This is a genomic window from Nocardia sp. NPDC060259, from assembly GCF_042728775.1.
Classification (GTDB): domain Bacteria; phylum Actinomycetota; class Actinomycetes; order Mycobacteriales; family Mycobacteriaceae; genus Nocardia.
Genome location: NZ_JBHXAY010000027.1, coordinates 29,529 through 51,530, shown reverse-complemented (window position 1 = coordinate 51,530; position 22,002 = coordinate 29,529). Strand labels below are relative to the sequence as shown.

General features: G+C 68.0%; 20 protein-coding genes. 10 read left to right on the top strand and 10 right to left on the bottom strand.

What is annotated here, in order from left to right; translation table 11 throughout:
* Positions 1–68 precede the first annotated feature (68 nt).
* Positions 69–1,493 carry an NAD(P)/FAD-dependent oxidoreductase gene (locus ACFWF2_RS13625; RefSeq protein WP_379307774.1) on the top strand — a complete coding sequence of 475 codons (1,425 nt, stop codon included), beginning with the start codon at positions 69–71 and terminating at the stop codon, positions 1,491–1,493.
* Here the strand turns inward: ACFWF2_RS13625 and car are convergent.
* Both car and ACFWF2_RS13615 read right to left on the bottom strand, forming a co-directional pair.
* Complete coding sequence (car, locus tag ACFWF2_RS13620) at positions 1,450–4,953, bottom strand: carboxylic acid reductase (protein WP_379307773.1); 3,504 nt, start codon at positions 4,951–4,953, stop codon at positions 1,450–1,452. The genes ACFWF2_RS13625 and car overlap by 44 nt on opposite strands.
* Positions 4,950–6,476 (bottom strand): carboxylesterase/lipase family protein, encoded by a 1,527-nt coding sequence (locus ACFWF2_RS13615; RefSeq protein WP_379307772.1) that lies wholly within the window; start codon positions 6,474–6,476, stop codon positions 4,950–4,952. Before ACFWF2_RS13615 ends, car begins: the two co-directional genes overlap by 4 nt.
* 79 nt (positions 6,477–6,555) lie before the next feature.
* Between ACFWF2_RS13615 and ACFWF2_RS13610 the strand changes: the two genes are divergently transcribed.
* Complete coding sequence (locus ACFWF2_RS13610) at positions 6,556–7,314, top strand: uracil-DNA glycosylase (RefSeq protein ID WP_379307771.1); 759 nt, start codon at positions 6,556–6,558, stop codon at positions 7,312–7,314.
* Between the two features lie 9 nt (positions 7,315–7,323).
* Positions 7,324–7,551 carry a DUF488 family protein gene (locus ACFWF2_RS13605; protein ID WP_379307770.1) on the top strand — a complete coding sequence of 76 codons (228 nt, stop codon included), beginning with the start codon at positions 7,324–7,326 and terminating at the stop codon, positions 7,549–7,551.
* A gap of 368 nt (positions 7,552–7,919) precedes the next feature.
* Here ACFWF2_RS13605 and ACFWF2_RS13600 read toward each other — a convergent pair whose 3' ends face one another.
* The 3 genes from ACFWF2_RS13600 to ACFWF2_RS13590 form a co-directional block, all read right to left on the bottom strand.
* Positions 7,920–8,441: a DUF2231 domain-containing protein gene (locus ACFWF2_RS13600; protein WP_379307769.1), complete on the bottom strand. Its 522-nt coding sequence runs from the start codon at positions 8,439–8,441 to the stop codon at positions 7,920–7,922.
* A gap of 49 nt (positions 8,442–8,490) precedes the next feature.
* Positions 8,491–8,640, bottom strand: coding sequence for a hypothetical protein (locus tag ACFWF2_RS13595; RefSeq protein ID WP_379307768.1), 150 nt, complete (start codon positions 8,638–8,640; stop codon positions 8,491–8,493).
* A gap of 96 nt (positions 8,641–8,736) precedes the next feature.
* Positions 8,737–9,039, bottom strand: coding sequence for a hypothetical protein (locus tag ACFWF2_RS13590; protein WP_379307767.1), 303 nt, complete (start codon positions 9,037–9,039; stop codon positions 8,737–8,739).
* 194 nt (positions 9,040–9,233) lie between these two features.
* On the opposite strand from ACFWF2_RS13590, the gene ACFWF2_RS13585 reads away from it, so the two are divergent.
* A complete protein-coding gene (locus tag ACFWF2_RS13585; RefSeq protein ID WP_379307766.1) occupies positions 9,234–11,015 on the top strand; it encodes a thiamine pyrophosphate-requiring protein in 1,782 nt (593 codons plus the stop codon).
* 346 nt (positions 11,016–11,361) lie between these two features.
* On the opposite strand, the gene ACFWF2_RS13580 is transcribed toward ACFWF2_RS13585, so the two are convergent.
* The 5 genes from ACFWF2_RS13580 to ACFWF2_RS13560 form a co-directional block, all read right to left on the bottom strand.
* Positions 11,362–11,955 carry a TetR/AcrR family transcriptional regulator gene (locus ACFWF2_RS13580; protein WP_379307765.1) on the bottom strand — a complete coding sequence of 198 codons (594 nt, stop codon included), beginning with the start codon at positions 11,953–11,955 and terminating at the stop codon, positions 11,362–11,364.
* Between the two features lie 72 nt (positions 11,956–12,027).
* On the bottom strand, positions 12,028–12,408 hold the full coding sequence (locus ACFWF2_RS13575; protein WP_379307764.1) for a carboxymuconolactone decarboxylase family protein: 381 nt from the start codon (positions 12,406–12,408) through the stop codon (positions 12,028–12,030).
* Positions 12,405–13,292, bottom strand: a complete 888-nt coding sequence (locus ACFWF2_RS13570; protein ID WP_379307763.1) for an NAD(P)-dependent oxidoreductase — start codon at positions 13,290–13,292, stop codon at positions 12,405–12,407. The genes ACFWF2_RS13575 and ACFWF2_RS13570 overlap by 4 nt, the downstream gene beginning before the upstream one ends.
* Positions 13,289–14,038, bottom strand: a complete 750-nt coding sequence (locus ACFWF2_RS13565) for an SDR family oxidoreductase (RefSeq protein WP_379307762.1) — start codon at positions 14,036–14,038, stop codon at positions 13,289–13,291. The genes ACFWF2_RS13570 and ACFWF2_RS13565 overlap by 4 nt, the downstream gene beginning before the upstream one ends.
* Before the next feature lie 31 nt (positions 14,039–14,069).
* Positions 14,070–15,539, bottom strand: a complete 1,470-nt coding sequence (locus ACFWF2_RS13560) for an aldehyde dehydrogenase (protein ID WP_379307761.1) — start codon at positions 15,537–15,539, stop codon at positions 14,070–14,072.
* A gap of 118 nt (positions 15,540–15,657) precedes the next feature.
* Between ACFWF2_RS13560 and ACFWF2_RS13555 the strand changes: the two genes are divergently transcribed.
* The 6 genes from ACFWF2_RS13555 to ACFWF2_RS13530 all read left to right on the top strand — a co-directional run bounded on the left by ACFWF2_RS13555 (position 15,658) and on the right by ACFWF2_RS13530 (position 21,995).
* A complete protein-coding gene (locus ACFWF2_RS13555; RefSeq protein WP_379307760.1) occupies positions 15,658–16,251 on the top strand; it encodes a TetR/AcrR family transcriptional regulator in 594 nt (197 codons plus the stop codon).
* Positions 16,252–16,353: 102 nt separating this feature from the next.
* Entirely contained in the window at positions 16,354–17,706 is a 1,353-nt protein-coding gene (locus tag ACFWF2_RS13550; protein ID WP_379307759.1) for a cytochrome P450, read from the top strand.
* 41 nt (positions 17,707–17,747) lie between these two features.
* Positions 17,748–19,004 carry a cytochrome P450 gene (locus ACFWF2_RS13545; protein ID WP_379307758.1) on the top strand — a complete coding sequence of 419 codons (1,257 nt, stop codon included), beginning with the start codon at positions 17,748–17,750 and terminating at the stop codon, positions 19,002–19,004.
* Positions 19,004–20,260 carry a glycosyltransferase family 4 protein gene (locus ACFWF2_RS13540; protein WP_379307757.1) on the top strand — a complete coding sequence of 419 codons (1,257 nt, stop codon included), beginning with the start codon at positions 19,004–19,006 and terminating at the stop codon, positions 20,258–20,260. The genes ACFWF2_RS13545 and ACFWF2_RS13540 overlap by 1 nt, the downstream gene beginning before the upstream one ends.
* Positions 20,254–20,973, top strand: a complete 720-nt coding sequence (locus ACFWF2_RS13535; protein WP_379307756.1) for a class I SAM-dependent methyltransferase — start codon at positions 20,254–20,256, stop codon at positions 20,971–20,973. Before ACFWF2_RS13540 ends, ACFWF2_RS13535 begins: the two co-directional genes overlap by 7 nt.
* Positions 20,970–21,995, top strand: coding sequence for a prenyltransferase (locus tag ACFWF2_RS13530; RefSeq protein ID WP_379307755.1), 1,026 nt, complete (start codon positions 20,970–20,972; stop codon positions 21,993–21,995). The genes ACFWF2_RS13535 and ACFWF2_RS13530 overlap by 4 nt, the downstream gene beginning before the upstream one ends.
* The last annotated feature ends 7 nt before the right edge of the window (positions 21,996–22,002 follow it).

Here is a 22,002-nt window from a genome sequence, read left to right as displayed (position 1 = left end):
AGCATCTGACCACCACCGGATCATCTTCTTGGACATTTGTCCGAGACTCGATGCCCGAGGCGGTACCCATGCTCGATTCCCCCGTCACCTCGGTCGAACAGGCCGACGTCGTCGTAGTCGGCGCACGCTGCGCCGGCTCGGCGACGGCCGTGACGCTGGCGCGAGCAGGACATCGGGTCGTCGTCCTCGACGCCGCTCCCCTGCCGTCGGACACGCTGTCCACACATCTACTGTGGCCTGCCGGGCTCGCCGAATTGCAGCGACTCGGTGTACTCGCCGAGGTCGAGGAACTCGGCGCGCCCCGGCTGACCAAGGCTTACGCCGAAGGCGCCGGGTACGGCATCGAATCGCCGTTTCCCGCCGTCGACGGGATCGACTACGCGATGTGCGTGCGGCGCACCGGCCTCGACGGCGTCCTCGTACGGGCCGCGATCGAGGCAGGCGCCGACGTCCGCCCGCGCTGCCGGGTGACTTCCGTCGTCTGGACGCAGAACCGGTGTGCCGGTGTGCGATACACCGATCCGTCCGGTGCCGTCGTCGAGATCAGGGCAGCCCTGGTCGTCGGCGCGGACGGCCGCCACAGCACCGTCGCCCGATCGGTCGGCGCCGACCAGCCGTTCCTCACAACGCCCAGCGGACGCGATTGCTACTACGCGTACTGGCGTGACACCACCGGCAAGCCACGCCACACCGCCGCCCAGTGGCGCCACGGCACCGACCTCGGCACCGCTTTCCCCTGCGACGACGGCCTCGTCCTGAGCCTCGTGCAACCACCCTCGGCACCGGGCCGATCCGGTCCGGGCGAATCCGAACGGCGCTATACCGAAGCGGTCGAACGGATTCCCGCACTCGCCGCCCGGCTCCACGGATGCGAACGCGTCGGCCGGGTCCGCGCAGCCACCGGCATCACCTCCTACTTCCGGCGATCCGCGGGCCCCGGCTGGGCGCTGCCCGGCGACGCCGGGCACTTCAAAGATCCCGTCACCGCCCAGGGCATCCGCGACGCCCTGCACTACGGACGACTACTCGCCGAAGCCGTCACCGCGGTCATCGACGATCCGCACGCACTGGACCGATCACTGCTGGAATGGGAGCGACGCCGCATCGTCGAATGCCGCGACATCTTCCACTGGACCAACCGGCTCGCTCGCGGAGAAGCCATGCGCCCCTTGGAGATCGCGTTGTATCGCAGCGCCGCCACCGACCCGGAACTGGCCCGCATCACCACCGGCATCTTCTCCCGCACCCGCAGACCCGCCGAGCTGCACACCCCGTCGCGCGCAGCACGGCTGGTCCTCCGCGCGATGCGCCACCAGCGCGCGAACACCCGTGCGGTACTCCTCGACCTTGCTCTGGAGATCCGCACGGGCACCCGCAACTGGTTCACGAACAGGACTGCCTTGCGCGGCAACACGCTGCCTCCGCCGCCCCGCACACGCGTCCGGCGGCCTACCCCGCCTGTTCCCGAAGGTCGAGCAACCCGAGGCCGGTGAGGTCACGGACATACTTCTCGATCAATTCCGGACCCAGGTGCGGAATATCGTGATCGGCCCCGATCCGCGCCGCCCGCACCGCCGCCCGGAAACCGTCGGCAGGCAACGCCGAACCGGGTAGCGGACGGCCGGGACGCCGATGCGCGTGCAGCAGCGGAAGCAGGGTGTGTTTGCGCTGTTCCTCGGGCAGGGCTCGCAAGGCGGTCTCGAAGCGGGCGAACCATTCGTCGTAATCCTCGATGCGGTCCACCTGATGACCCGCCTCGATCAGCCAGTCGACGAACACATCGAGCGAGATGCCGTCGTCGTGCGGGTTGACGACATCGTAGGTGCGATATCCCTCGGTCGCCGCCGCACCGAGCCCGGTGACCGCGGCCGCGACGAAGTCGGCGGGCAGCCCGTCGTAATGTGCGCGCTGCCGCTGACCACGGGAATCGGTGACATAGAACGACATCGGCGCGACACCGGTCACCAGCACGCTCAGCAGCAAGCGGGTGAACACGTCGGGCACATTGAGCTGACCCGGATAGGTGCTGTGCGCGAGAATCATGTCCGAACGGAACACCGCCACCGGTAGCCCGAAACGGTCCGACGCCTCCCGCAGCAGAACCTCACCCGCCCACTTGCTGTTGCCGTAACCGTTGGCGTAGCTCCGGTCGAGGCGGCGCACAGGGCTCATGGCCCGCACGTCACCGTCCTCGGCAAAGGACTCCCCCTGCGCCGCGACCGCCACCGTCGACAGATAGCTCACCGGCTTGCGCGTCGACGTCAACGCGAGCCGGATGACCTCGGCGGTGCCGACCACATTCGGGCCGAACAGCTGCGCATAGGGCAGCACATGATTCACCAATGCCGCCGAGTGCACGATCAGGCCGACGTCCTCGGCCAAGCGCTGCCACTTCGAGGAGTCGAGACCGAAATTCGGTTCCCCGATATCGCCGGGCAGCACCTCCAGCGCGCCTGCGGCGAGCCCATGGAAACGCTCACGCAGGTCGCTGTCGGTATCGAAGGCCGCGTCGAGTCGTGCACGGGCGGCAGCGACATCGCCGCCCCTGACCACACAGATCACCCGGCCGCCGACCGGTGCCAGCCGTTCCAGCCAGGTCAGCAGCAGAAACCGGCCGAGATAGCCGTTCGCGCCGGTGATCAGCACAGTGTTCGCCGGCGCCGTCGCCGCCGGAATGCCCGGCGCCGCAGCCAACGTCCCGGCATCGATGAACCCTGCCAACGTCAGGTCGGTGGCACGAATCGTGGTCGCGTGCGCGCCGTGCACCGCGTCGCTATCGATTCTGCGCGTGCCCGGTTCACGTTCACGACAGATGTAATCGGCGATCCGGGTCAGGTCGCTGTCAGGTCCGAGCAGAACATTCACCGGGACCTCGACACCCAGGAGTTCCCGCAGCAATGTCGAATACGACAGGGCTGCCAGCGAATCCCCGCCCAGATCACCGAACCGCGCATCCGGGCGCAGATCGGAAGCCGCGCAGCCGAGCACCGCTCGCGCGGCGCGAGCGACGGTGTCGAAGAGCGGAAGGCCCGCAGCGTCACGGCGCAGACTCGCCAGCTCCGCCTCCTGATCCCGCACCACCTCGTCGTATAGCGCCTCCAGTCGCTCGCCGTAATGCTGCTTCAGCTTGGGCCGCAACAACTTCCCGACACCCGAGAGCAGACCGTTGGCGATCGAGAACGGTTCGGGCTCGATCAGGAAGTCCCGCGGGATCTCGTACGGCTCCAACTCCGCGACAGCGGCGGCGCGCTGCAAGGACGCACCCACCGCCGCCCGCAACCCGTCGGCAGGTCCGGCCAGCGCCGCCTCGGTAGGTACGACAACGGCCAGCAGATACGCGCGCTCGCTGCTGCCATACACATAGATCTGGCGCACCAGATCGGCACCGGCGAAGATCGCCTCCAGCCGCGACACCGTCACGAACTCGCCCTGCGACAGCTTCAGGACGTTGTTGCGGCGATCCACATAGGCCAGCCGGTCGGGTCCCAGCTCGGCGACCACATCCCCCGTACGGCAGAAACCGTCCTCGTCGAACACCTCGGCGGTGACCTCGGGACGCCGGTAATAGCCCGCGATCATGGTCGTCGTCTTCAACAGCAGTTCACCACGCGGATACGGCTTGTCGGTGCGGAAATAGCCGAGCTCCGGCACATCGACGAGCTTGTAGTCCAGCACCGGCGGCCGCATCACCTTGGTATCGAAGATGACGCCCCCACCGGTCTCGGTCGACCCGTACCCGTCGTGCAGCCGCAACTGCAACACCGATTCCACGAAACCGCGCAGATCCGGCGCGATCGGCGCGCTCCCGCACAGCACCGTCATCAGACGGCCACCCAGCAACTGTTCACGCAGTTCGGTTCTCACCTCGTCACCGAGCACGTCCCGATCCGCCCCTGGCCGCGCGCGCCGATCGACCTCGCGCCGGTAGCGCTGCAGGATCATGTCGCACACCCGTGGCACCAGAAAGATCTCGGTCGGCCGCACCAGTTCGATGTCCTCGAACAGGGTCGACATATCCGGTGCCGCAGCGAAATACGCGGTCCCACCGCGGGCAAGCACACCGTTCAGAGTCAGCCGCGCCGCGATATGACTCATGGGCAGGAAATTCAGAGTGATGACGGCATTCGGCCGGGCATGCTGCCACCCCGCCGCGACGAGGCGATGGGTGTACATCGCACCCTTTGGTGTACCGGTGCTGCCGGAGGTATAGATCAGCATCGCCAGCGGATCCTCGCCCGCCGCGGGCACCGTCAGCGGTGCGGGATCGAGTGTCCGGCCTCGGTCGATCGTCTCGTCGATGGTGTGAAGCGCGACCGTGGAGCCTGCCGCTGTCAACCGGGCATGAGCCGCGGCGAGCGCGTCGCGGTGACCGTCGTCGTCGGCGTGCTGGTCGAACACCAGCAGCCTGCGCGGTGACGCACCGGCGAGAACGGCGTCGACCGCGATCGCCAGATGCGCGGTGTCCACCGCGAACATCCGCGGCTCCGTCTCGTCCAGGATCGAGCGCAGTTGCGCCAGACCCGCACCCGCCTGCAACGGAACCGCCACCGCGCCCAGGTGGATCGTCGCCAGATCGAGCACGGTGTAGTCGGCGCCGGTGAAACCGAGTGTCGCGACGAAGTCGTCCGCCGCGACACCGTCGGCGTGCCAGGCAGCAGCGAGAGCACGGGCCCGGTCCCACACCTCGCGGTAGGTCAGCAGGTCGAACTCCGGCAGCAGACGCCGCGTCGCGCGTCCGCCCTCCGACACCAGTTCGGTGCGCCGGACTCCCAGCGCGGGCCGGTCCGCGTACGCGGTCATCACCGTCGAAACGATCTCGGCCAGTGGGAGACCGGGAGTGGTGACAGCCGCGTAGACGTCCTCGTCGGGTGTCGCCGCGCGGATCTGCGCGTCCTCCGCGTAGAGGGTCTTGATGCGGTGAGCCAGCTGATCCGCGTCGAGATCGACGGTCATGCCTCGGTCTTCCGATCGGCGGCACCCGGCAGCGCGATCCGAACACCTTGCCACGCTTCCCGTTGCGCGGCATCGGGGTCGATCAGCACGCGGCAGGGATGGTCGATGATGCAGGTCGCCCTGCGCTCGGCCGTGTAGGGCGTCCAGTTCGGCAGCGGCAGGCCGGTGCGGGCGAAACTCAGCCAGTTGTCCTGAACCAGATCCTGCACGGACCGGAACGCGCGCCGCCCACCCGCCGACGTCATCGCCCGGCCGACCGGAGTATCGACCCACCCGAACACCGGAACCAGATCGAGCGCGTGGGTCGCACCGAAACCGGCCAGCCGCACCGCGCGCGGCGCGAAGTCGAAGCGGTAGGCATACGTCGGCGCGAACCTGCTGTGGCCTTCCAGCACGGCCAGTGTCGGGCGCCAGAACATGAAGTCACCACCGATCCGCACCGCGGTCCTTGCCGCGGGATAGCCGGGGTAACTCCTGATCACGCGTTGCTCGGCGCCGGGCTCGCAGCGCCCAAAGATCGTCGTCAGCTGCTCGGGAGTATGCGGGACCGACTTCGCGAACCGCTGGAACAGCGTCGCCTCGTCCCGGTTGGTGCCGATGATCAGCGGCACCGGATGCGCACGGCCCGCGGTGATCGCATCGATCGGCGCCTCCGGCAGGAAGTCACCGTCGACCACCGGGGAGTAAGCGAAGCTGCCCGGCAGCTCACGCAGGGACCGGCCCAGCGCCCGGTCGGCCGCCCGGCACAACTCACTCGCCTTGGCCGTGGACAGGACGCTCGCCGCGTCGGCAGGATCGGCGCCGAGCCGTTGCAGGCAACTGCGGGCGAACCGGCGAGCTTCCTCCGGTTGTGCCGTCCAATCCGCCGGTGCGCTCTGGGCGATCGCACGGTGGAACAAGCCACGCGCCGCGGGCGTCGCCAACAGCGTGATCACCGCGTGCGCACCCGCCGATTCACCGAAGATCGTCACGTTGTCGGGATCACCGCCGAACGCGGCGATATTGCGCTGCACCCACTCGAGCGCCGCGACCTGATCGCGCAGGCCCAGATTAGACTCGAACGGCCTGTCCGCCGTGGAGAACTCGCTGAAGTCGACGTAGCCCATCGCGCCGAGCCGGTAGGTCACCGACACCACCACGACATCACCACGCGTCGCCAGCCGCGCACCCGAATACATGCTGGCCGCACCGATGAGGTAGCCGCCGCCGTGAATGAACACCATGACCGGTCGCGGGGTCGTCGACGGCGTCGCGGGGGCGGTCACATTCAGGGTGAGACAGTCCTCGCCGATCGGCTGCCAGGTGCGCGGCCCGGTGCGGGCACCATTGGGATGCTGCGTCGCGGCGAAACCGAACTCCGTCGCCGAACGCACCCCCGTCCACGGTTGCACTGGCTGGGGGGCACGGAACCTCAGTTTCCCTACGGGCGGGGCCGCATAGGGCAGAGCACGCCAGCTGAGGACTCGACGGCCCGCACGACCGCGCACGACTCCGTCGGCGGTCACGATCTCGGTGGACACCATGTCCTCACAGTACGTGGTACCAGCGGTACCGCGCAGGCAGTTCGGTCGTCTAACGGTCTGCACGGATTAGACTGAGCCGATGGCCGGCGACGACCCGGAAAAAGCCCCGCTCGCAGCAGGGAACACCCAGAGCATCGCCGAACTCGACTGCCTCGTCTCCACCTGCCGAGCCTGCCCTCGCCTCGTCGCCTGGCGGGAAGAAGCCGCCCGCGTGAAACGAGCCGCCTACCGCGACGAAGAGTATTGGGCCCGGCCGGTACCAGGATTCGGACCCGACGATGCCGAGATCCTCGTGGTCGGCCTGGCACCGGCCGCCAACGGCGGTAATCGCACCGGACGGATGTTCACCGGCGATCGCAGCGGCGACGTCCTGTTCTCCGCACTCCACGCCGTCGGCCTGGCGACCGGTGCGCACCCGGTCAGCATCGACGACGGCATCGAACTCGTGAACACCCGTTTGACCGCGCCCGTGCACTGCGCGCCGCCGGAGAACAAGCCGACCAGCGAAGAACGGCACCGGTGCGCGCCGTACCTGAGCCGCGAACTCGAACTGCTCCGGCGGTCGGCGAAGGTGATTGTCGTGCTCGGCGCTTTCGGGTGGCAGGCGCTGTTCACCGTCCTGACCGAAGGCGGCTGGCATGTACCCAGGCCGCGACCATGTTTCGCCCACGGCGCGCAGGTCACCATCACCCACCCCGACGGACGCGCGATCACCGTCCTGGGCTGCTATCACGTGAGCCCACACAACACTTTCACCGGACGGCTCACCCCAGCCATGCTGGAGAACGTCTTCCTGGCCGCGAAGCGGATCGCCGCAGCCGAACGCACCGTCGCCTAGGGTCGACCAGTGCTGACTGTGTATACGATCGGCGCCTACGCCGACTACATGCAGTCACCGAAGTTCGCCGAGGGCATCGACGAACTCGTCGACCTGGCCGGCGTCGCACAGACGGCGATCATGTGCGCCGAAGCCGTTCCGTGGCGGTGCCATCGCTCGCTCGTCGGCGATGCGCTGCTGGTCCGTGGCGTGCGCGTGCTCGACATCATGTCGGCCACTCGCGCGCCGGAACACTAGCTGACGAATTTCGCTCATGTCGAGGGAACGACGATCACCTACCCCTCCCCGGCTGACCCCCTGCCGTCCTGAGCTGTCTTGTGTTGTCTGGTTTTGTTTTTAGCGATCAGACCGGAGAGGGATTATTCATTAGTAGATGCGCATATCCACGTATCATGATGTTTTATTAGCCGTTCGTCTGCCCGGTCGCCCCATGGCTTCAACCTCCCAGTACCAACGAGTCTCCGCACGGCGCGCGCCTCCCCGAACCCCCACACCACCCGCCCGCCCCCGGAGTTGAATGCCGGTCGCCACTCCCCCGCTCCCCCAGGGAGGCTGGAAGACACAAGCAGAATTATGAAGTAGCTGCGGCCGACGCAAGTCAGCAGTCAGTGCAGTGATGTGTCCCGTGTGAATCCGGCGGCCTGGGTGGTTTCATCGGCTACCCGAACGCCGTAGCGATAGGCCAGTTCTCCGCCGAGATAGCCGGAGGCCCCCAGAACGGCCAGGCTCACCGCTGACAGCGCCAGTGGACCGGCAGGCACCGACCCGTCCACCTCTGACCCTCGCCACCAGAAACCGACCGCGAAGGCGATCGTCACGACCAGGTTCAGGCTCATATGCACCAAGCCCGTGCGGAACGCGCGCGTGCCGGTCGGAATCGCCAGCAGATCCAGCAAACCGACCGCGGCGGCCACCAGCGCACCGAGCACACCGATGGCTATCAACCACCGTGCGCCCTGAACCAGGAACGCGGGATCATCCACGATGTGGGAACCCACATCGAAGATCAGACTCGCCACCCATGCCCCGATCGGGACGGTGACCAGGATCGGATGGAACGGGTGCCCATACGGACCCGCGAGGATCGCACTGACAGGTCGCTTGCCCTGTCCTCGATCAGTGTTCACAACAACCTCCGTACTCGTCGGTGATGCTGCTACTGATGGCGCTCTGTGATCACATCATCGGCATGCCGGGAATCATGTTCAACAGCCCCATGAACATGTTCATCATCTGCATACACATCTCGGGCATCATCATCAGGATCACCTCCTCACACACCCAAATCCAACCCACCTTCGCCCTACCCCGAATCGGTGCGATCATGCACCGCGCATCGTCTCGATGGGGCGGTCGATGAGGGTGTGGATCTCGGCGAGGAGTTCGAGGCTAGGCACCGAGGACTACTCCCACCTACAGGCCCTAGCCGGTCTGTTGCCGCTCGCGGGCCTTTACTCGGCGGTGTTCGCCGAAGACCAGAAGGGCGCCGCCGATCAGGCAGATTGCGCAGAGGGTGCCGGTGATGAAGGCCCAGCCCTCGAATCCGTAGCCCGCACCGGTCAGGGTCACCCCCAAGAGGACGATGCCGAGGGCGACGAGGATCAGGCCCGGCCAGTTGCGGGTGTCTTCGATCGATTCGCCGGCATGGGGTCGTGCGGTTCGCGCGTCGTCGGGGAAGTGGTCGTTCGGGGGTTCCTGAGTGTTCACGGGAATCCTTTCGGTCACCGAAGATCTGCCTTCACTCGGCAATTCAGCATCCGGCACATACCCGTGCAGCCGTCGCCCAATCACCACCCCGTTCGGTGACTGCGGTTTCGTCGGCGCCGACCTGGGCATATCGGCACCAGGAGACATGCCGATCCGAAGACGGCCGACGGGTTCCCGCCGACGTGGTGGCTCCCGAACAGCTGGAGGTGGCCATGGGTATCGAAGTGGGCGACCACATAGTCGCCCGGCTCCGGGAATGGGGAGTCGAGCAGGTGTTCGGCTATCCCGGTGACGGAATCGGCGGCTTGGTCGCCGCGTTCGGCCGGGCAGGCAACCCGGCGTTCGTGCAGACCCGGCACGAGGAGATGGCGGCGTTCGCCGCGACCGGCTTCGCCAAGTTCAGCGGCCGGATCGGCGTCTGCGCTGCCACCTCGGGACCGGGCGCGATCCATCTGCTCAACGGCCTCTACGACGCCAAACTCGATCACGCACCGGTGCTGGCGCTGGTCGGCCAGACCGCACGCGGCGCGCGCGGCGTCGGTTTCCAGCAGGAGATCGATCTGCAGAGCCTGTTCAAGGATGTCGCCTCCGAATACCTCGTGGAAATCGACGTACCGGACCAACTCCCCGCCGCGCTCGACCGCGCGATCCGGGTAGCCACCACGCGGTCCGCGCCGGCGGTGGTGATCGTGCCCGCCGATGTACAGCAGGAACAGTTCCGCCCGCCGGAAGTCGGCTTCGGACATGTCGGTTCGAGCCCGCCCGGCGACCTGCACCAGGCCCGCGCCCTGCCGCCGAAGGAGGACATCGCCGCGGCCGCCCACGTACTGAACCACTGCACCCGCCCCGCGATACTGATCGGCCAGGGCGCCCACGGCGCGGCAGACGAAGTGTTCGCCGTCGCCGAGCGGCTCGGTGCAGGCGTGGCGAAAGCCTTGCTGGGCAAGGACGTCCTGCCCGACGACATCCCCTTCGTCACCGGCTCGATCGGCCTGCTCGGCACCAGACCCAGCTACGAGATGATGCGCGACTGCGACGCCCTGCTCATCGTCGGCTCGAATTTCCCGTACACCCAGTTCCTGCCCGAACCGGGAACCGCCAGGGCCGTGCAGATCGACGCCGACGGAACCCGCATCGGCATGCGCTATCCCACCGACGTGAATCTGATCGGCGACGCCGCCTCGACCCTGTCCGCACTGACCGAACAGCTCTCCACCGATCGCGACCCGAGCTGGCGCGACCAGATCGAGAAGAACGTGGCGAGCTGGTGGGAGACCGTCGAACGCCAGGCCATGCTCGATGCCGACCCCGTCAATCCGATGCGAGTGGTGTGGGAGCTGTCGAGCCGGCTGCCCGAGGGCGCGATCGTCACCGCGGACTCCGGATCGTCGACCACCTGGTACGCCCGCTGTCTGCGGCTGCGGCACGGAATGCGCGGATCACTGTCGGGCACATTGGCATCGATGGGGGCGGCGGTGCCCTACGCGATCGGCGCGAAATTCGCCCATCCCGATCGCCCGGTGATCGCGCTGGTCGGTGACGGCGCGATGCAGATGAACGGACTGACCGAACTGCTGACCATCCGCCGCTACCGCGACCGCTGGCCCGACCAACGGCTGGTGGTCTGCGTCTTCCACAACAACGACCTCAACCAGGTCACCTGGGAACTGCGCGCCATGTCGGGAGCACCGAAATTCACTGATTCACAGGAGCTTCCGGACGTGTCGTATGCAGAGATCGCCAGCGCGGAGGGCCTGACCTCGATCGCGGTGGATCGTCCAGAGGAGGTCGGACCGGCCTGGGACCAGGCCCTGAGCGCACACGAACCTGTCCTGCTGGACGTGCGCTGCGACCCCGAAGTGCCACCGATCCCCCCACACGCCACCCTCGAACAGATCGAGCACACCGCGGCGGCCGTCCTGCGCGGTGACCCCAACGCCTGGCACCTGCTGGTTCAGGGCGCGAAAACCAAAGCGCGGGAACTGTTCCACTAACCGCCCACCACCCGAAGGAGGCCGATGTCGATGACCCAACCCCCGCTCCCCAACCCACCGGAACCCATTCCGCCGACACCACCGGAGCCCGCCCAGCCTCCCCCACCCCGCCCCGACCCAGTTCCCCCCGCACCGGTCCCACCCGGACCTGCCCCTGACCCGGCCCCGCCCGGCCCGAGCCCCGACCCGATTCCCCCGATCCCCACCATGGCCCCGCCGCAGGAGCAACCAACCGCGTAGCCACGGCGCCTGTGCCGATCCCCGGTGTCACCAGCTGATCGCCGGCGTCGCTACCCGATACGACAAACTCGTTCTGACCTACCGTGACCTAGACCGCGGTATCGGCTCAATCGCCGGCCGGGCTCCGCAGAATCCGCAGGGCGGCCCGCTCGATCCGGTCGGCGATCTTCGAGTACGACTCGTAGCCCATCCCCGCTCGCACCAGCGCCCCCGCGTAGATCATTTCGAGCCATTCGATGACCTCCTCGTCGGCCTCGGGACCGAGCGCTCGCGCGATCCTGCCGCGGATCTCGATCCCGATGCGGGTGCGCAGATGCTCGACATCCGGGTCACCACCGAGCAGCGAGCTGGTGACCGCGCCCGACAATTCCTGCTCGTCGGCTACCAGCAAGGCGATATTGCGCAGTTCGGCGAGTACGCGCACGGTCGAGTCCGGATCCTCGCTGGCAGGTGACCGCGAGGCGAGCAGCCGCCGCCAGAAGATCTCGGCCACCAGGTGTTCCTTGGACGAGAAGTAGGTGTAGGCGGTGGCCGTGCCGACGCCGGCCTCGGCCGCGACCAGCCGGATCGTCATGCCGGAAAAGCCGTCGCGGGCCAGCACCCGCAGCGCGGCCTTGGTGAGCCGGTCGACCGTGTCGGCCTGTTTGTCGGTCAAACGCCGCCGCGTCGCTTCGAGGCTGATGGAATCGCTTTCGGACATGCGTCTGGATGCTACTCGGCGACCCAGGACCGTCGTCCGACCACACCGTGTGGCGTGTACCGGCGCCGTCGGCTACTTCTCGCGACGTTCCTGCGCGACCACCTTGCCGACGGCGCCGTCGAGCTTCGTGCCCGCGGGCCACCCGACGTAATGGCACAGAAACAGCGCGATCTCACGAAGCTGTTCTTCCGAGAGCTCGCCGTTGCGCAGCGCCGCCCCGATCTGGATCTCGGCGATATCCAGATGCCCCTGCGCGGTCAGCGCGCCGAGCAGTAGCAACCGCCGTTCCCGCACGGTCAACGCGGGGCGCGACCAGATCTCGCCGAACAGGTGGTCGGCGGTGACCGCGAAGTAGTCACCGGGGCCGTCGGCGAAGTCCCAGCCGTAGACCTCGCTCATCTTGGCCAGCCCACGCTGCCTGGCATCGGTGGGGGTGTTTCCGTCGGTGGTCATGATGTCTCCTTGTCGAGCACGGAACCGGCTACGCCGAGCCCACCGGCCAGCCGGACGATGGCGAGTTGCGCGAGTGGCAGATCCACCCCGAGCCGGTCACCGAGTTCCAGGGCGAGGGACAGGTCCTTCTCGCCGAGGTCGCGCACATGGCCGAGGATCGGGAACCAGAAGTCGTCGGGGTCCAGCGGCGCGGAGGTGTCGCGCAGCATGATCGCACCCGGTCCGCCGGTCACCGCGTCGGAGTGGCGCACCACCTTGCCGAGCGCGGTGAGACTGAGCCCGGCGGCATCGGCCAGGCGCTGGGCCTCGGTGGCGGCGGTGAACGAGATGAAGTGCAACAGATTGCGCGCCAGCTTCATGCGCGTGCCCGCACCGACCTCGCCTGCGTGCACGATCAGGTCGGCGAAGCACCCGAACGGCGCTCTGATCCGGTCCACCGCGGCGGCGCTGCCGCCGACCATCACGGCCAGGCTGCCGTGGGTGGCGCCGGGCGCACCACCGCTCACCGGTGCGTCGACGAACTCGACCCCCTGCTGGGCGCATCGCGCGGCGAGCTCTTCCGCGGTCTGATCGCCGATGGTCGAATGCACCGCGACCACGGTGCCGGGAACCGCGGTGCGCAGAACGCCCGCCGGACCGGTGACGACCTCCCGCACCTGCGCGTCGTCGACCACCGTCACACAGATGACGCGCGCGTCCGCCGCCAGCGCCGCCGGATCGACGGCCGTCCGCGCACCCGCCTCGACGAACGGCGCGGTGGCCTCGGCGCGGACGTCACAGACGGTGAGACCGCCCGGCCACTGCAGCAGTCGCCGGGCCATCGGTGTGCCCATATTGCCCAGTCCGATGAATCCGACCGGGAGACAGTCTGTTTCGGTCGTCATCGGATGATCTGCCCGCCGTCGACATTCAGGATCTGACCCGTGACCCAGCTCGCGTCGTCCGAGAGCAGATACAGGCAGGCGCCGACGAGGTCCTGCGGCGTGCCCATCCGCTTGATCGGAATCCGGGACACCATGTCCTTCACCAGGTTTCCGGGCGTGACAGTCTGGGTGGCCTCGGTGTCGATCGGGCCGGGCGCGATGGCGTTCACCCGGATCTTCGAACCGCCGAGCTCGGTCGCCAGCTGCTGGGTGAGTCCGTTGATCCCGACCTTGGCCAGCCCGTAGAACCCGGAGTACAGCCAGGCGGCCGTGGAGGACTGGTTGACGATGGAACCGCCGCCCGCCGCGATCATCGGCTTCCACACCGCGCGCGTCACGTTGAGCGCGCCGTCGAAGTTCACGCCCATGAATTTCTTGTAGTAATCCCACGGCACGGTGAGCAGCAGGTCGAGCTTCATCTCGCCGTAGATCGCGGCGTTGTTCACCAGATGGTGGATGGCGCCGAACTCGGCGACGGTGAATTCCGCCAGCGCGACGGCGGATTCGGGGTCGGCGACGTCGACGCGGCAGAAGGCGGCGGTGCCTCCTTCCGCGACGATCTTCGCCGCGACCTCGGCGCCGCGCTCGGCGTTGAGATCGGCGACGACGACATTGGCCCCTTCGGCGGCGAGCGCACCGGCGTAGACCGCGCCGATGCCCTGTGCCGCGCCGGTGACGATCGCGGTGCGACCGGTGAAACGTGCCATGGTTGTTCAGCTCCTGTGAATGGTGTCGGTGTCAGGCGGGAGTGGCGACGAGCTTGGTCTCGAGGTATTCCTCGAAGCCCGCGACGCCCATCTCCCGGCCGATGCCGGACTGCTTGTAGCCGCCGAACGGCGCGTCGGCGTGGTACCAGAGCCCGCCGTTGACGCTCAGCGTCCCGGTCCGCACTCCCGCGACCACCCGTTCCACGCGATCCGGATCGGTGCCCCAGACCGAACCCGACAGACCGTAGGGCGATTCGTTGGCCAACCTGATGGCGTCCTCGTCGCCGTCGTGCGGAATCACGACGAGCACCGGCCCGAAGATCTCTTCCTGCGCGACGGTCGCGGTGTTGCCGAGGCCGCTGATGAGCGTCGGCTCGATGAAGAAGCCGCGTTCCTGGTTCGCCGGCCTGCCACCGCCGACCACGATCTGCCCGCCCTCGGCCTTCGCGATCTCGAGATAGCGCTCCACCCGCGCGCGCTGGTGCGCGGAAATGACCGGCCCACAGACGGTTCCGGCGTTCGTCGGGTCACCGGCCGCCAGCCCGGACAGCGTCCCGGCCGCCGCGGCGACCGCGTCGTCGTAGGCGGCGCGCGGCACCAGCAGCCGGGTCGTGAGGGCGCAGCCCTGGCCGGCGTGGACGGCGACGGTGAACGCGGTGTAGCTCGCGGCCGCGGCGATATCGGCGTCGTCGAGCACGACCGCCGCCGACTTGCCCCCGAGTTCGAGGAAGGTGCGCTTGAGGGTGGCCGAGGCACCCGCCATCACCGAGCGGCCGGTCCTGGTCGATCCGGTGAAGGTGATCATGTCGACCCGTGGATCGTCGACCAGCTGCGCGCCGATGCCGTGATCGGCGGAGGTGACGATATTGATCACGCCCGCGGGGATGTCGGTGTGTTCGGCGATGAGCGGGCCCAGAACCGCTGCGCACCACGGCGTATCCGGCGCGGGCTTGAGGACCACCGTGTTTCCCGCGGCGAGCGCGGGACCGATCTTGGCCAGGTTGATCTGGTGCGGGAAGTTCCACGGCGTGATGGCGCCGACGACACCGACGGCCTCGCGCCGGATCACCCGGCGGCTGGCGACACCCATCAAGTCCCTGGTGCCGAGATCTGTTTCCCACGTGTAGTTCTCGGCCAGATCGGCGGCGTAGGCCAGATCGGCGATCGGGCCTTCCAGCTGCGGTCCGCTGGTGAGCATGATCGGGGTGCCGACCTCGGCGATGGTGATCGCCCGCAGCTCCTCGAGGTGTTCGCCCAGGACGTCACGCAATTGACGCAGGCAGTGGGCGCGGAACGCGGGGTCGCGCGACCAACCGGTCTCGTCGAAGGCGGTGCGCGCCGCACCGATGGCCGCGTCCATGTCCTCGGCCGAGGCGTCGGCGGCGTAACCGAGCACCTCCTCGGTCGCCGGGTTGATCGTCGCGAAGACGCCGGAGCCACCCGGAATCAGCTTGCCGCCGATCAACAGGGGCGTGCCTTCGGCAGGGACGAGGCCATTCATAGCAAGGCTCCGATACATGTCTGGACAGGTGTACGGAATATAGTTCGGAGTTTAGAACAGACGCAAGGGTCGGCGCGGCAATTTGTCCATACACCAGGCTGTAGTAGCATCCAGACACATGTCCGAAATCGCGCCTACCGGCATCGAAGCAACTCGACGACGCTTGACCGAGAAACAGGCCGATACCGTGGACCGCCTGACCGTGGCAGCGGTCGAGGTGCTCTCCAGGGAGGGCTACTCGGGCACCACGATCCGGCTCGTCGCCGCGGCGGCCGGCGTCGGCACCGCCACCGCGTACACGTACTTCTCCTCCAAAGAGCACCTGATCTCCGAGGTCTTCTGGCGCCGCCTGGTCGCCATGCCACCCCTGGACGACCGCGACGCCGACCCGACCACGCGGGTGGTCGCCGTCCTGCGGCAGGTCTCGATGCTGGTGGCCGACGAACCCGCGCTGGCGGGCGCGGTCAGCAGCGCCCTGCTCGGCGACGATCCCGACGTCCAGCACCTGCGGCTGCGCATCGGCAAGGAGATCCGCCACCGACTCGCGCATGCCCTGGGTACGAAGGACCCGGAACAGCTTGCGGCGCTGGAACTTCTGTACTCCGGCGCACTCCTCCAGGGCGGCATGGGCCTGCTGTCGTACGCGGAAGTGGCCGACCTGCTCGAGGTCTGCGCGCGCCGCATGCTGGCCGAGCCGGCCATCGGCGACTAGCGCACACCGCTTCGCCGAGCCTTGTCGGACAGCATCAACCGTAGTACTGTCCAGACACGTGTCCATTGCATATCTGGACAGTGTTCCGGGAAGGATTCCCCAATGACGCTGGTCATACCGCGGCGCGTGTCCGGAGGCGAAGACGAGCACGGGCATCTGGCCGAGTTCCGTACCGATCCGATCGCGCTGATGCGGCGGGTGCGTGCCGAGTGTGGCGATGTCGGGACGTTCGAGCTCGCCGGGCGCACCGTCGTCCTGCTGTCCGGGGCCGAGGCCAACGAGTTCTTCTTCCGGGCCGGTGACGACGACCTCGATCAGGGTGCCGCCTACCCGTTCATGAAGCCCATCTTCGGTGAGGGGGTGGTTTTCGACGCGCCACCCGAACGCCGCAAGGAGATGCTGCACAATCAGGCGCTGCGCGCGGACCATATGCGCGGGCATGCGGGGACGATCTCCCGCGAGGTCGATCGGATGATCGCGGGCTGGGACGACGAGGGTGAGATCGATCTGCTCGCGTTCTTCGCGGAGCTGACCATCTACACCTCCTCGGCCTGCCTGATCGGCGTGAAGTTCCGCAACCAGCTGGACGCGCGTTTCGCGCACCTCTACCACGAGCTCGAGCAGGGCACGGACGCGCTGGCCTATGTGGACCCGTATGCGCCGATCGAGAGTTTCGCCCGGCGCGATGCCGCTCGGGCGGCGCTGGTCGAGCTGGTGCAGGCGATCATGGACCAGCGGGCGGCCGATCCGCCGACGGGCAAGGCCGAGCGCGACATGCTCGATGTGCTGATGTCGGTCACGGACGAGGACGGTGCCCCGCGGTTTCCGGCGAGCGAGATCACCGGCATCTTCATCTCGATGATGTTCGCCGGCCATCACACCACCTCGGGCACCGCGGCCTGGACGATCATCGAGCTGCTGCGCCATCCCGAGACGCTGCGCGATGTCGTCACCGAACTCGACGAGCTGTACGCCGACGGGTCGGAGGTCAGTCATCATGCGCTGCGTCAGATTCCGTATCTGGAAGCCGCGCTCAAGGAGACCCTGCGGCTACATCCGCCGTTGATCGTGCTCATGCGCCTGGCGCGCGGTGAGTTCGAGGTGTGCGGGCACCGGATCGCGCCGGGTGACATGGTGGCCGCCACGCCCGCGATCTCCAACCGGATTCCGGCGGACTTCCCCGACCCGGACGCCTTCGATCCCGGCCGCTATCTCGATCCGCGCCAGGACGACATCGTCAACCGCTGGACCTGGATCCCCTTCGGCGCGGGCAGGCACCGGTGCGTCGGGGCGCCGTTCGCGCTCATGCAGCTCAAGGCGATCTTCTCGATCCTGCTGCGGGACTGGGAGTTCGAACTGGCCCAGCCGTCGGACACCTACCGCAACGACCATTCCAAGATGGTCGTCCAGCTGCAACAGCCCTGCCGCGTCCGCTACCGCCGCAGGCACCGCTGAACGCCCCGGGTCACCACCGCCGTCGGCCTCCAGGAGGAAACGTGTCAGCGCCGTCGCTACCCGCCGGATTCGATTTCACCGATCCGGCACTCTGGGAAACCCGCAACCCCGTCCAGGAATTCGCCGAACTGCGCCGGACCGCGCCGGTGTGGTGGAACCCGCAGACCGACGCGCAGTCGGGCGGCTTCCGTGACGGCGGCTACTGGGTCGTCACCAAACACGAGGACATCAAAGAGATCTCGCGCAACCCTGACCTGTTCTCCTCACAGCGCAAGGGCTCGGTCATCCGGTTGCCCGGTGAGGTGACGCCCGAGCAGATCGAGCTGACCGGCGCACTGCTGCTGAACATGGACCCGCCCAAGCACACCAAGATCCGGCGCATCGTCGCCAAGGGTTTCACGCCGCGCGCGGTCGAGGGGTTGCGCGCGGCACTGGCCGAGCGGGCGGCCGCCATCGTGCACGCGGCCGCGAAGACGGGCGGCGGTGATTTCGTCGAGCAGGTGGCGTGCGAGCTGCCGCTGCAGGCCATCGCCGAGCTCGTCGGTGTCCCGCAGCAGGATCGGCGCAAGCTGTTCGACTGGTCGAACCAGATGCTCAACTACGACGACCCCGAGTACGGCGATGCCACGACCACCGAGTCCTCGTCGACCGCGGCGATGGAGATCCTCGGCTATGCCTGGAACATGGCCGAGCAACGCCGCACCGACCCGCGCGACGACATCGTCAGCCGGCTCGTGCACGCCGATCTCGACGGCGAGGCGCTGGGCTCGGACGAATTCGGGTTCTTCGTCATCCTGCTCGCGGTGGCGGGCAACGAGACCACCCGCAATGCCATCACCCACGGCATGAAGGCCTTCGTCGACCATCCGGAGCAGTGGGAGCTCTATCGACAGCAGCGTCCCGTGACCGCGGCCGACGAGATCGTGCGATGGGCGACGCCGGTGACGGTGTTCCAGCGCACCGCCACCGCCGATGCCGAGCTCGGTGGACAGCGGATCCGTGCGGGCGACCGCGTCGGATTGTTCTACAGCTCAGCCAATTTCGACGACGACGCCTTCGAGCAGCCGTTCCGCTTCGACATCCTGCGCGACCCCAATCCGCATCTGGGCTTCGGCGGTACCGGCGCGCACTTCTGTGTCGGCGCGAATCTGGCCCGGCTCGAGATCGGCCTGATCTTCGACGCCGTCGCCGAGGCCATGCCGAACCTGACCCAGGTGGCGGAGCCGCAGCGGTTGCGGTCGGGCTGGATCAACGGCATCAAACATTGGCAGGTCGACTACGGAACCGGGGCGCGCTGATGCGGATCGCCTTGCTGTCCTACCGGACCAAAGCCCACTGCGGCGGGCAAGGGGTCTACATCCGGTACCTGAGTCAGGGGCTCGTCGAGCTCGGTCATCAGGTCGAGGTGTTCTCCGGTCAGCCCTATCCCGAGGACCTCGACCCCCGGGTGCGGCTCACCGAGGTGCCGAGCCTGGACCTCTACCGGGACGACGATCCCTTCCGCACGCCGCATCCCCGCGAGATCCGCGACCGGATCGACCTGCTCGAACTGGCCACCATGTGGACCGCAGGCTTCCCCGAGCCCCGCACGTTCAGCCTGCGCAGTGCCCGGCTCTTGGCCACGCGCGCACAGGATTTCGACGTGGTGCACGACAACCAGTGCCTCGGCTACGGCCTGCTCGACATCGCCCGCCTGCTACCGCTCGTCGCGACGGTCCACCACCCGATCACCCGCGACCGCGCGGTGGACCTGGCCGCGACGCCGTGGCGGCGGCGACCTTTCGTCCGGCGCTGGTACGGGTTCCTCGGCATGCAGCAGCAGGTGGCACGTCAGATTCCCGACCTGATCACCGTGTCCTCCTCGTCCGCGGCGGATATCGCCGAGGACTTCGGGGTGGATCCCGGTCAGTTGCGCACGGTCCCCCTGGGCGTGGACACCACGTTGTTCCGGCCCCGCGACACGCCCCGGGTACGCGGGCGGATCGTCGCGGTCGCCAGTGCCGACAAGCCGCTCAAAGGCATCGCGCATCTACTCAACGCCCTTGCCCGGCTGCGTCATCAGCACGAGGTCGAGCTCAGCCTGGTCGCGAAGCTTGAACCGAACGGGCCGACCGAGAAACTGATCGCCGAACTCGGCCTCGCCGATGTCGTCACTCCTGTCAGCGGCGTCAGCGACGAACAGCTGGCGCAACTGCTCGCCTCCGCCGAGATCGCCTGTATTCCGTCGATGTACGAAGGGTTTTCGCTGCCTGCGGTCGAGGCCATGGCGAGCGGAACACCGCTGGTCGCCAGCCGGGCCGGTGCGCTGCCCGAGGTGGTCGGCGACTGCGCGGAACTGATCGAACCCGGCGACGTCGACGCGCTGACCCGGGTCCTGGGTGCACTGCTCGACAGCCCGGACCGGCGGGAACGGATGGGCGCGGCGGGCCGCGGCCGTGTCCTCGACCTGTTCAGCTGGGCGGCCGTCGCCGCGCAGACCGTCGCCGTCTACGAGCACGCGATCGAGCGCTACCACTCCCCCGACTCCCCGCACCGACAGGAGACCTCATGCTGACCGTCGACTTCGACCGCCTGCGCGTCGGCCAGGGAACGCGGGTGATCGATGTCGGCTGCGGCGCGGGACGGCACGCGTTCCAGGCCTACCGCCGTGGCGCCGACGTCGTGGCGTTCGACCAGAACGCCGCCGACCTGGCGGACGTTGACGTCATGTTCGAGGCCATGGCCGCGGCGGGTGAGGCACCGGAGTATGCGAAGGCCGAGACGGTGCGCGGCGACGCCCTCGATCTGCCCTACGGTGACGGCGAATTCGATGTGGTCATCGCCTCGGAGATCCTCGAGCACGTCCCCGAGGACGACCGGGCCGTCGCCGAGCTGGCACGAGTGCTCAAACCCGGTGGCACGCTGGCTGTCACGGTGCCGCGCTGGCTGCCCGAACGCATCTGCTGGGCGCTGTCGGACGAATATCACGCCAACGAGGGCGGCCATGTCCGGATCTATCGCGCCGACGAGCTCCGCGACAAGATCACCGCGCGCGGTCTGCGCTACGACCACCGGGATTTCGCGCACGCGCTGCACTCGCCGTACTGGTGGCTCAAGTGCGCGGTGGGCGTGCGCGACGACGACAACCCCCTGGTCCGCGCCTATCACCGCTTGCTGGTGTGGGACATGATGTCGGCGCCCGCGCTGACCCGCACGACCGAGCGGCTGCTGAATCCGCTGGTGGGCAAGTCGGTGGCCCTCTACTTCACGAAGCCGACGGTCCGGTGACGGCCGCTGACCTACCGGCCGTTCCCGGCGTCGTCTCGGCACGAGACATCCGCCGCACCGCCGAAACCATCGCCGCCGCACAGGAACCCGACGGTGCGCTCCCCTGGTTCACCGGTGGCCACACCGATCCGTGGGATCACATCGAGTCCGCGATGGCGCTGACCGTGGCCGGATTGTGGGACGAAGCACGCGAGGCCTATATCTGGTCGGCGAAATCGCAGCGCTCCGACGGCTCGTGGCCGATGCAGACGCGGAACGGCGTGATCGAGAACCACGATGCCGACGCCAACTTCTGCGCCTACCTGGCGACCGGTGTGCTGCACGCGCTCACGATCACCGGCGACACCGGGTTCGCCGCCGAGCTCTGGCCGACCGTCCGCGCCGGTATCGACTTCGTGCTCAGCCTGCAACTAGGAACCCACGGCGAGATCCATTGGTCTGCCGACGAATCGGGGACCTCCGGGGAGGCGCTCCTGACCGGATGCTCGAGCATCTTTCACAGTCTGGGCTGCGCGGTGGCACTGGCCGAACGGATGGGCGACCCGCGTCCGGACTGGGTCGCGGCGCGCCGCAGGCTCGGCCGGGCTCTGCGCCTTCATCCGGAGGCGTTCCTGGACAAGAGCCGCTACTCGATGGACTGGTACTACCCCATCCTGGGCGGCGCGGTGCGCGGCACGGCGGCCCACGAGCGGATCGCTCGGCACTGGGACGAGTTCGTGGTCGCCGACCTCGGCATTCGGTGCGTGTCCGACGCACCGTGGGTCACCGGCGCGGAGACCTGCGAACTGGTGCTCGCACTCGACGCGATCGGCGAAACCGCCACGGCCACTAGACTCTTCACCGATGTACAGCATCTGCGCGACCCCGACGGTTCCTATTGGACCGGACTGGTCTTCACCGACGGCAAACGCTGGCCGGAGGAGCGCACCACCTGGACCGCGGCGGCCGTCGTGCTGGCGGCCGACGCGCTCAGCCGAACCTCCGCCGCCAACGGCATCTTCCGCGACGGCGTCGTCGACTGACCCCGGG

Coding starts and splice junctions, on each gene's coding strand:
- ACFWF2_RS13625 (WP_379307774.1), top strand. CDS start 69: ATGCTCGATTCCCCCGTCACCTCGGTCGAACAGGCCGACGTCGTCGTA.
- ACFWF2_RS13535 (WP_379307756.1), top strand. CDS start 20,254: ATGCTGACCGTCGACTTCGACCGCCTGCGCGTCGGCCAGGGAACGCGG.
- ACFWF2_RS13570 (WP_379307763.1), bottom strand. CDS start 13,292: ATGACGACCGAAACAGACTGTCTCCCGGTCGGATTCATCGGACTGGGC.
- ACFWF2_RS13575 (WP_379307764.1), bottom strand. CDS start 12,408: ATGACCACCGACGGAAACACCCCCACCGATGCCAGGCAGCGTGGGCTG.
- ACFWF2_RS13610 (WP_379307771.1), top strand. CDS start 6,556: ATGGCCGGCGACGACCCGGAAAAAGCCCCGCTCGCAGCAGGGAACACC.
- car (WP_379307773.1), bottom strand. CDS start 4,953: ATGACCGTCGATCTCGACGCGGATCAGCTGGCTCACCGCATCAAGACC.
- ACFWF2_RS13540 (WP_379307757.1), top strand. CDS start 19,004: ATGCGGATCGCCTTGCTGTCCTACCGGACCAAAGCCCACTGCGGCGGG.
- ACFWF2_RS13550 (WP_379307759.1), top strand. CDS start 16,354: ATGACGCTGGTCATACCGCGGCGCGTGTCCGGAGGCGAAGACGAGCAC.
- ACFWF2_RS13560 (WP_379307761.1), bottom strand. CDS start 15,539: ATGAATGGCCTCGTCCCTGCCGAAGGCACGCCCCTGTTGATCGGCGGC.
- ACFWF2_RS13585 (WP_379307766.1), top strand. CDS start 9,234: ATGGGTATCGAAGTGGGCGACCACATAGTCGCCCGGCTCCGGGAATGG.
- ACFWF2_RS13615 (WP_379307772.1), bottom strand. CDS start 6,476: ATGGTGTCCACCGAGATCGTGACCGCCGACGGAGTCGTGCGCGGTCGT.
- ACFWF2_RS13555 (WP_379307760.1), top strand. CDS start 15,658: ATGTCCGAAATCGCGCCTACCGGCATCGAAGCAACTCGACGACGCTTG.
- ACFWF2_RS13595 (WP_379307768.1), bottom strand. CDS start 8,640: ATGATCGCACCGATTCGGGGTAGGGCGAAGGTGGGTTGGATTTGGGTG.
- ACFWF2_RS13565 (WP_379307762.1), bottom strand. CDS start 14,038: ATGGCACGTTTCACCGGTCGCACCGCGATCGTCACCGGCGCGGCACAG.
- ACFWF2_RS13580 (WP_379307765.1), bottom strand. CDS start 11,955: ATGTCCGAAAGCGATTCCATCAGCCTCGAAGCGACGCGGCGGCGTTTG.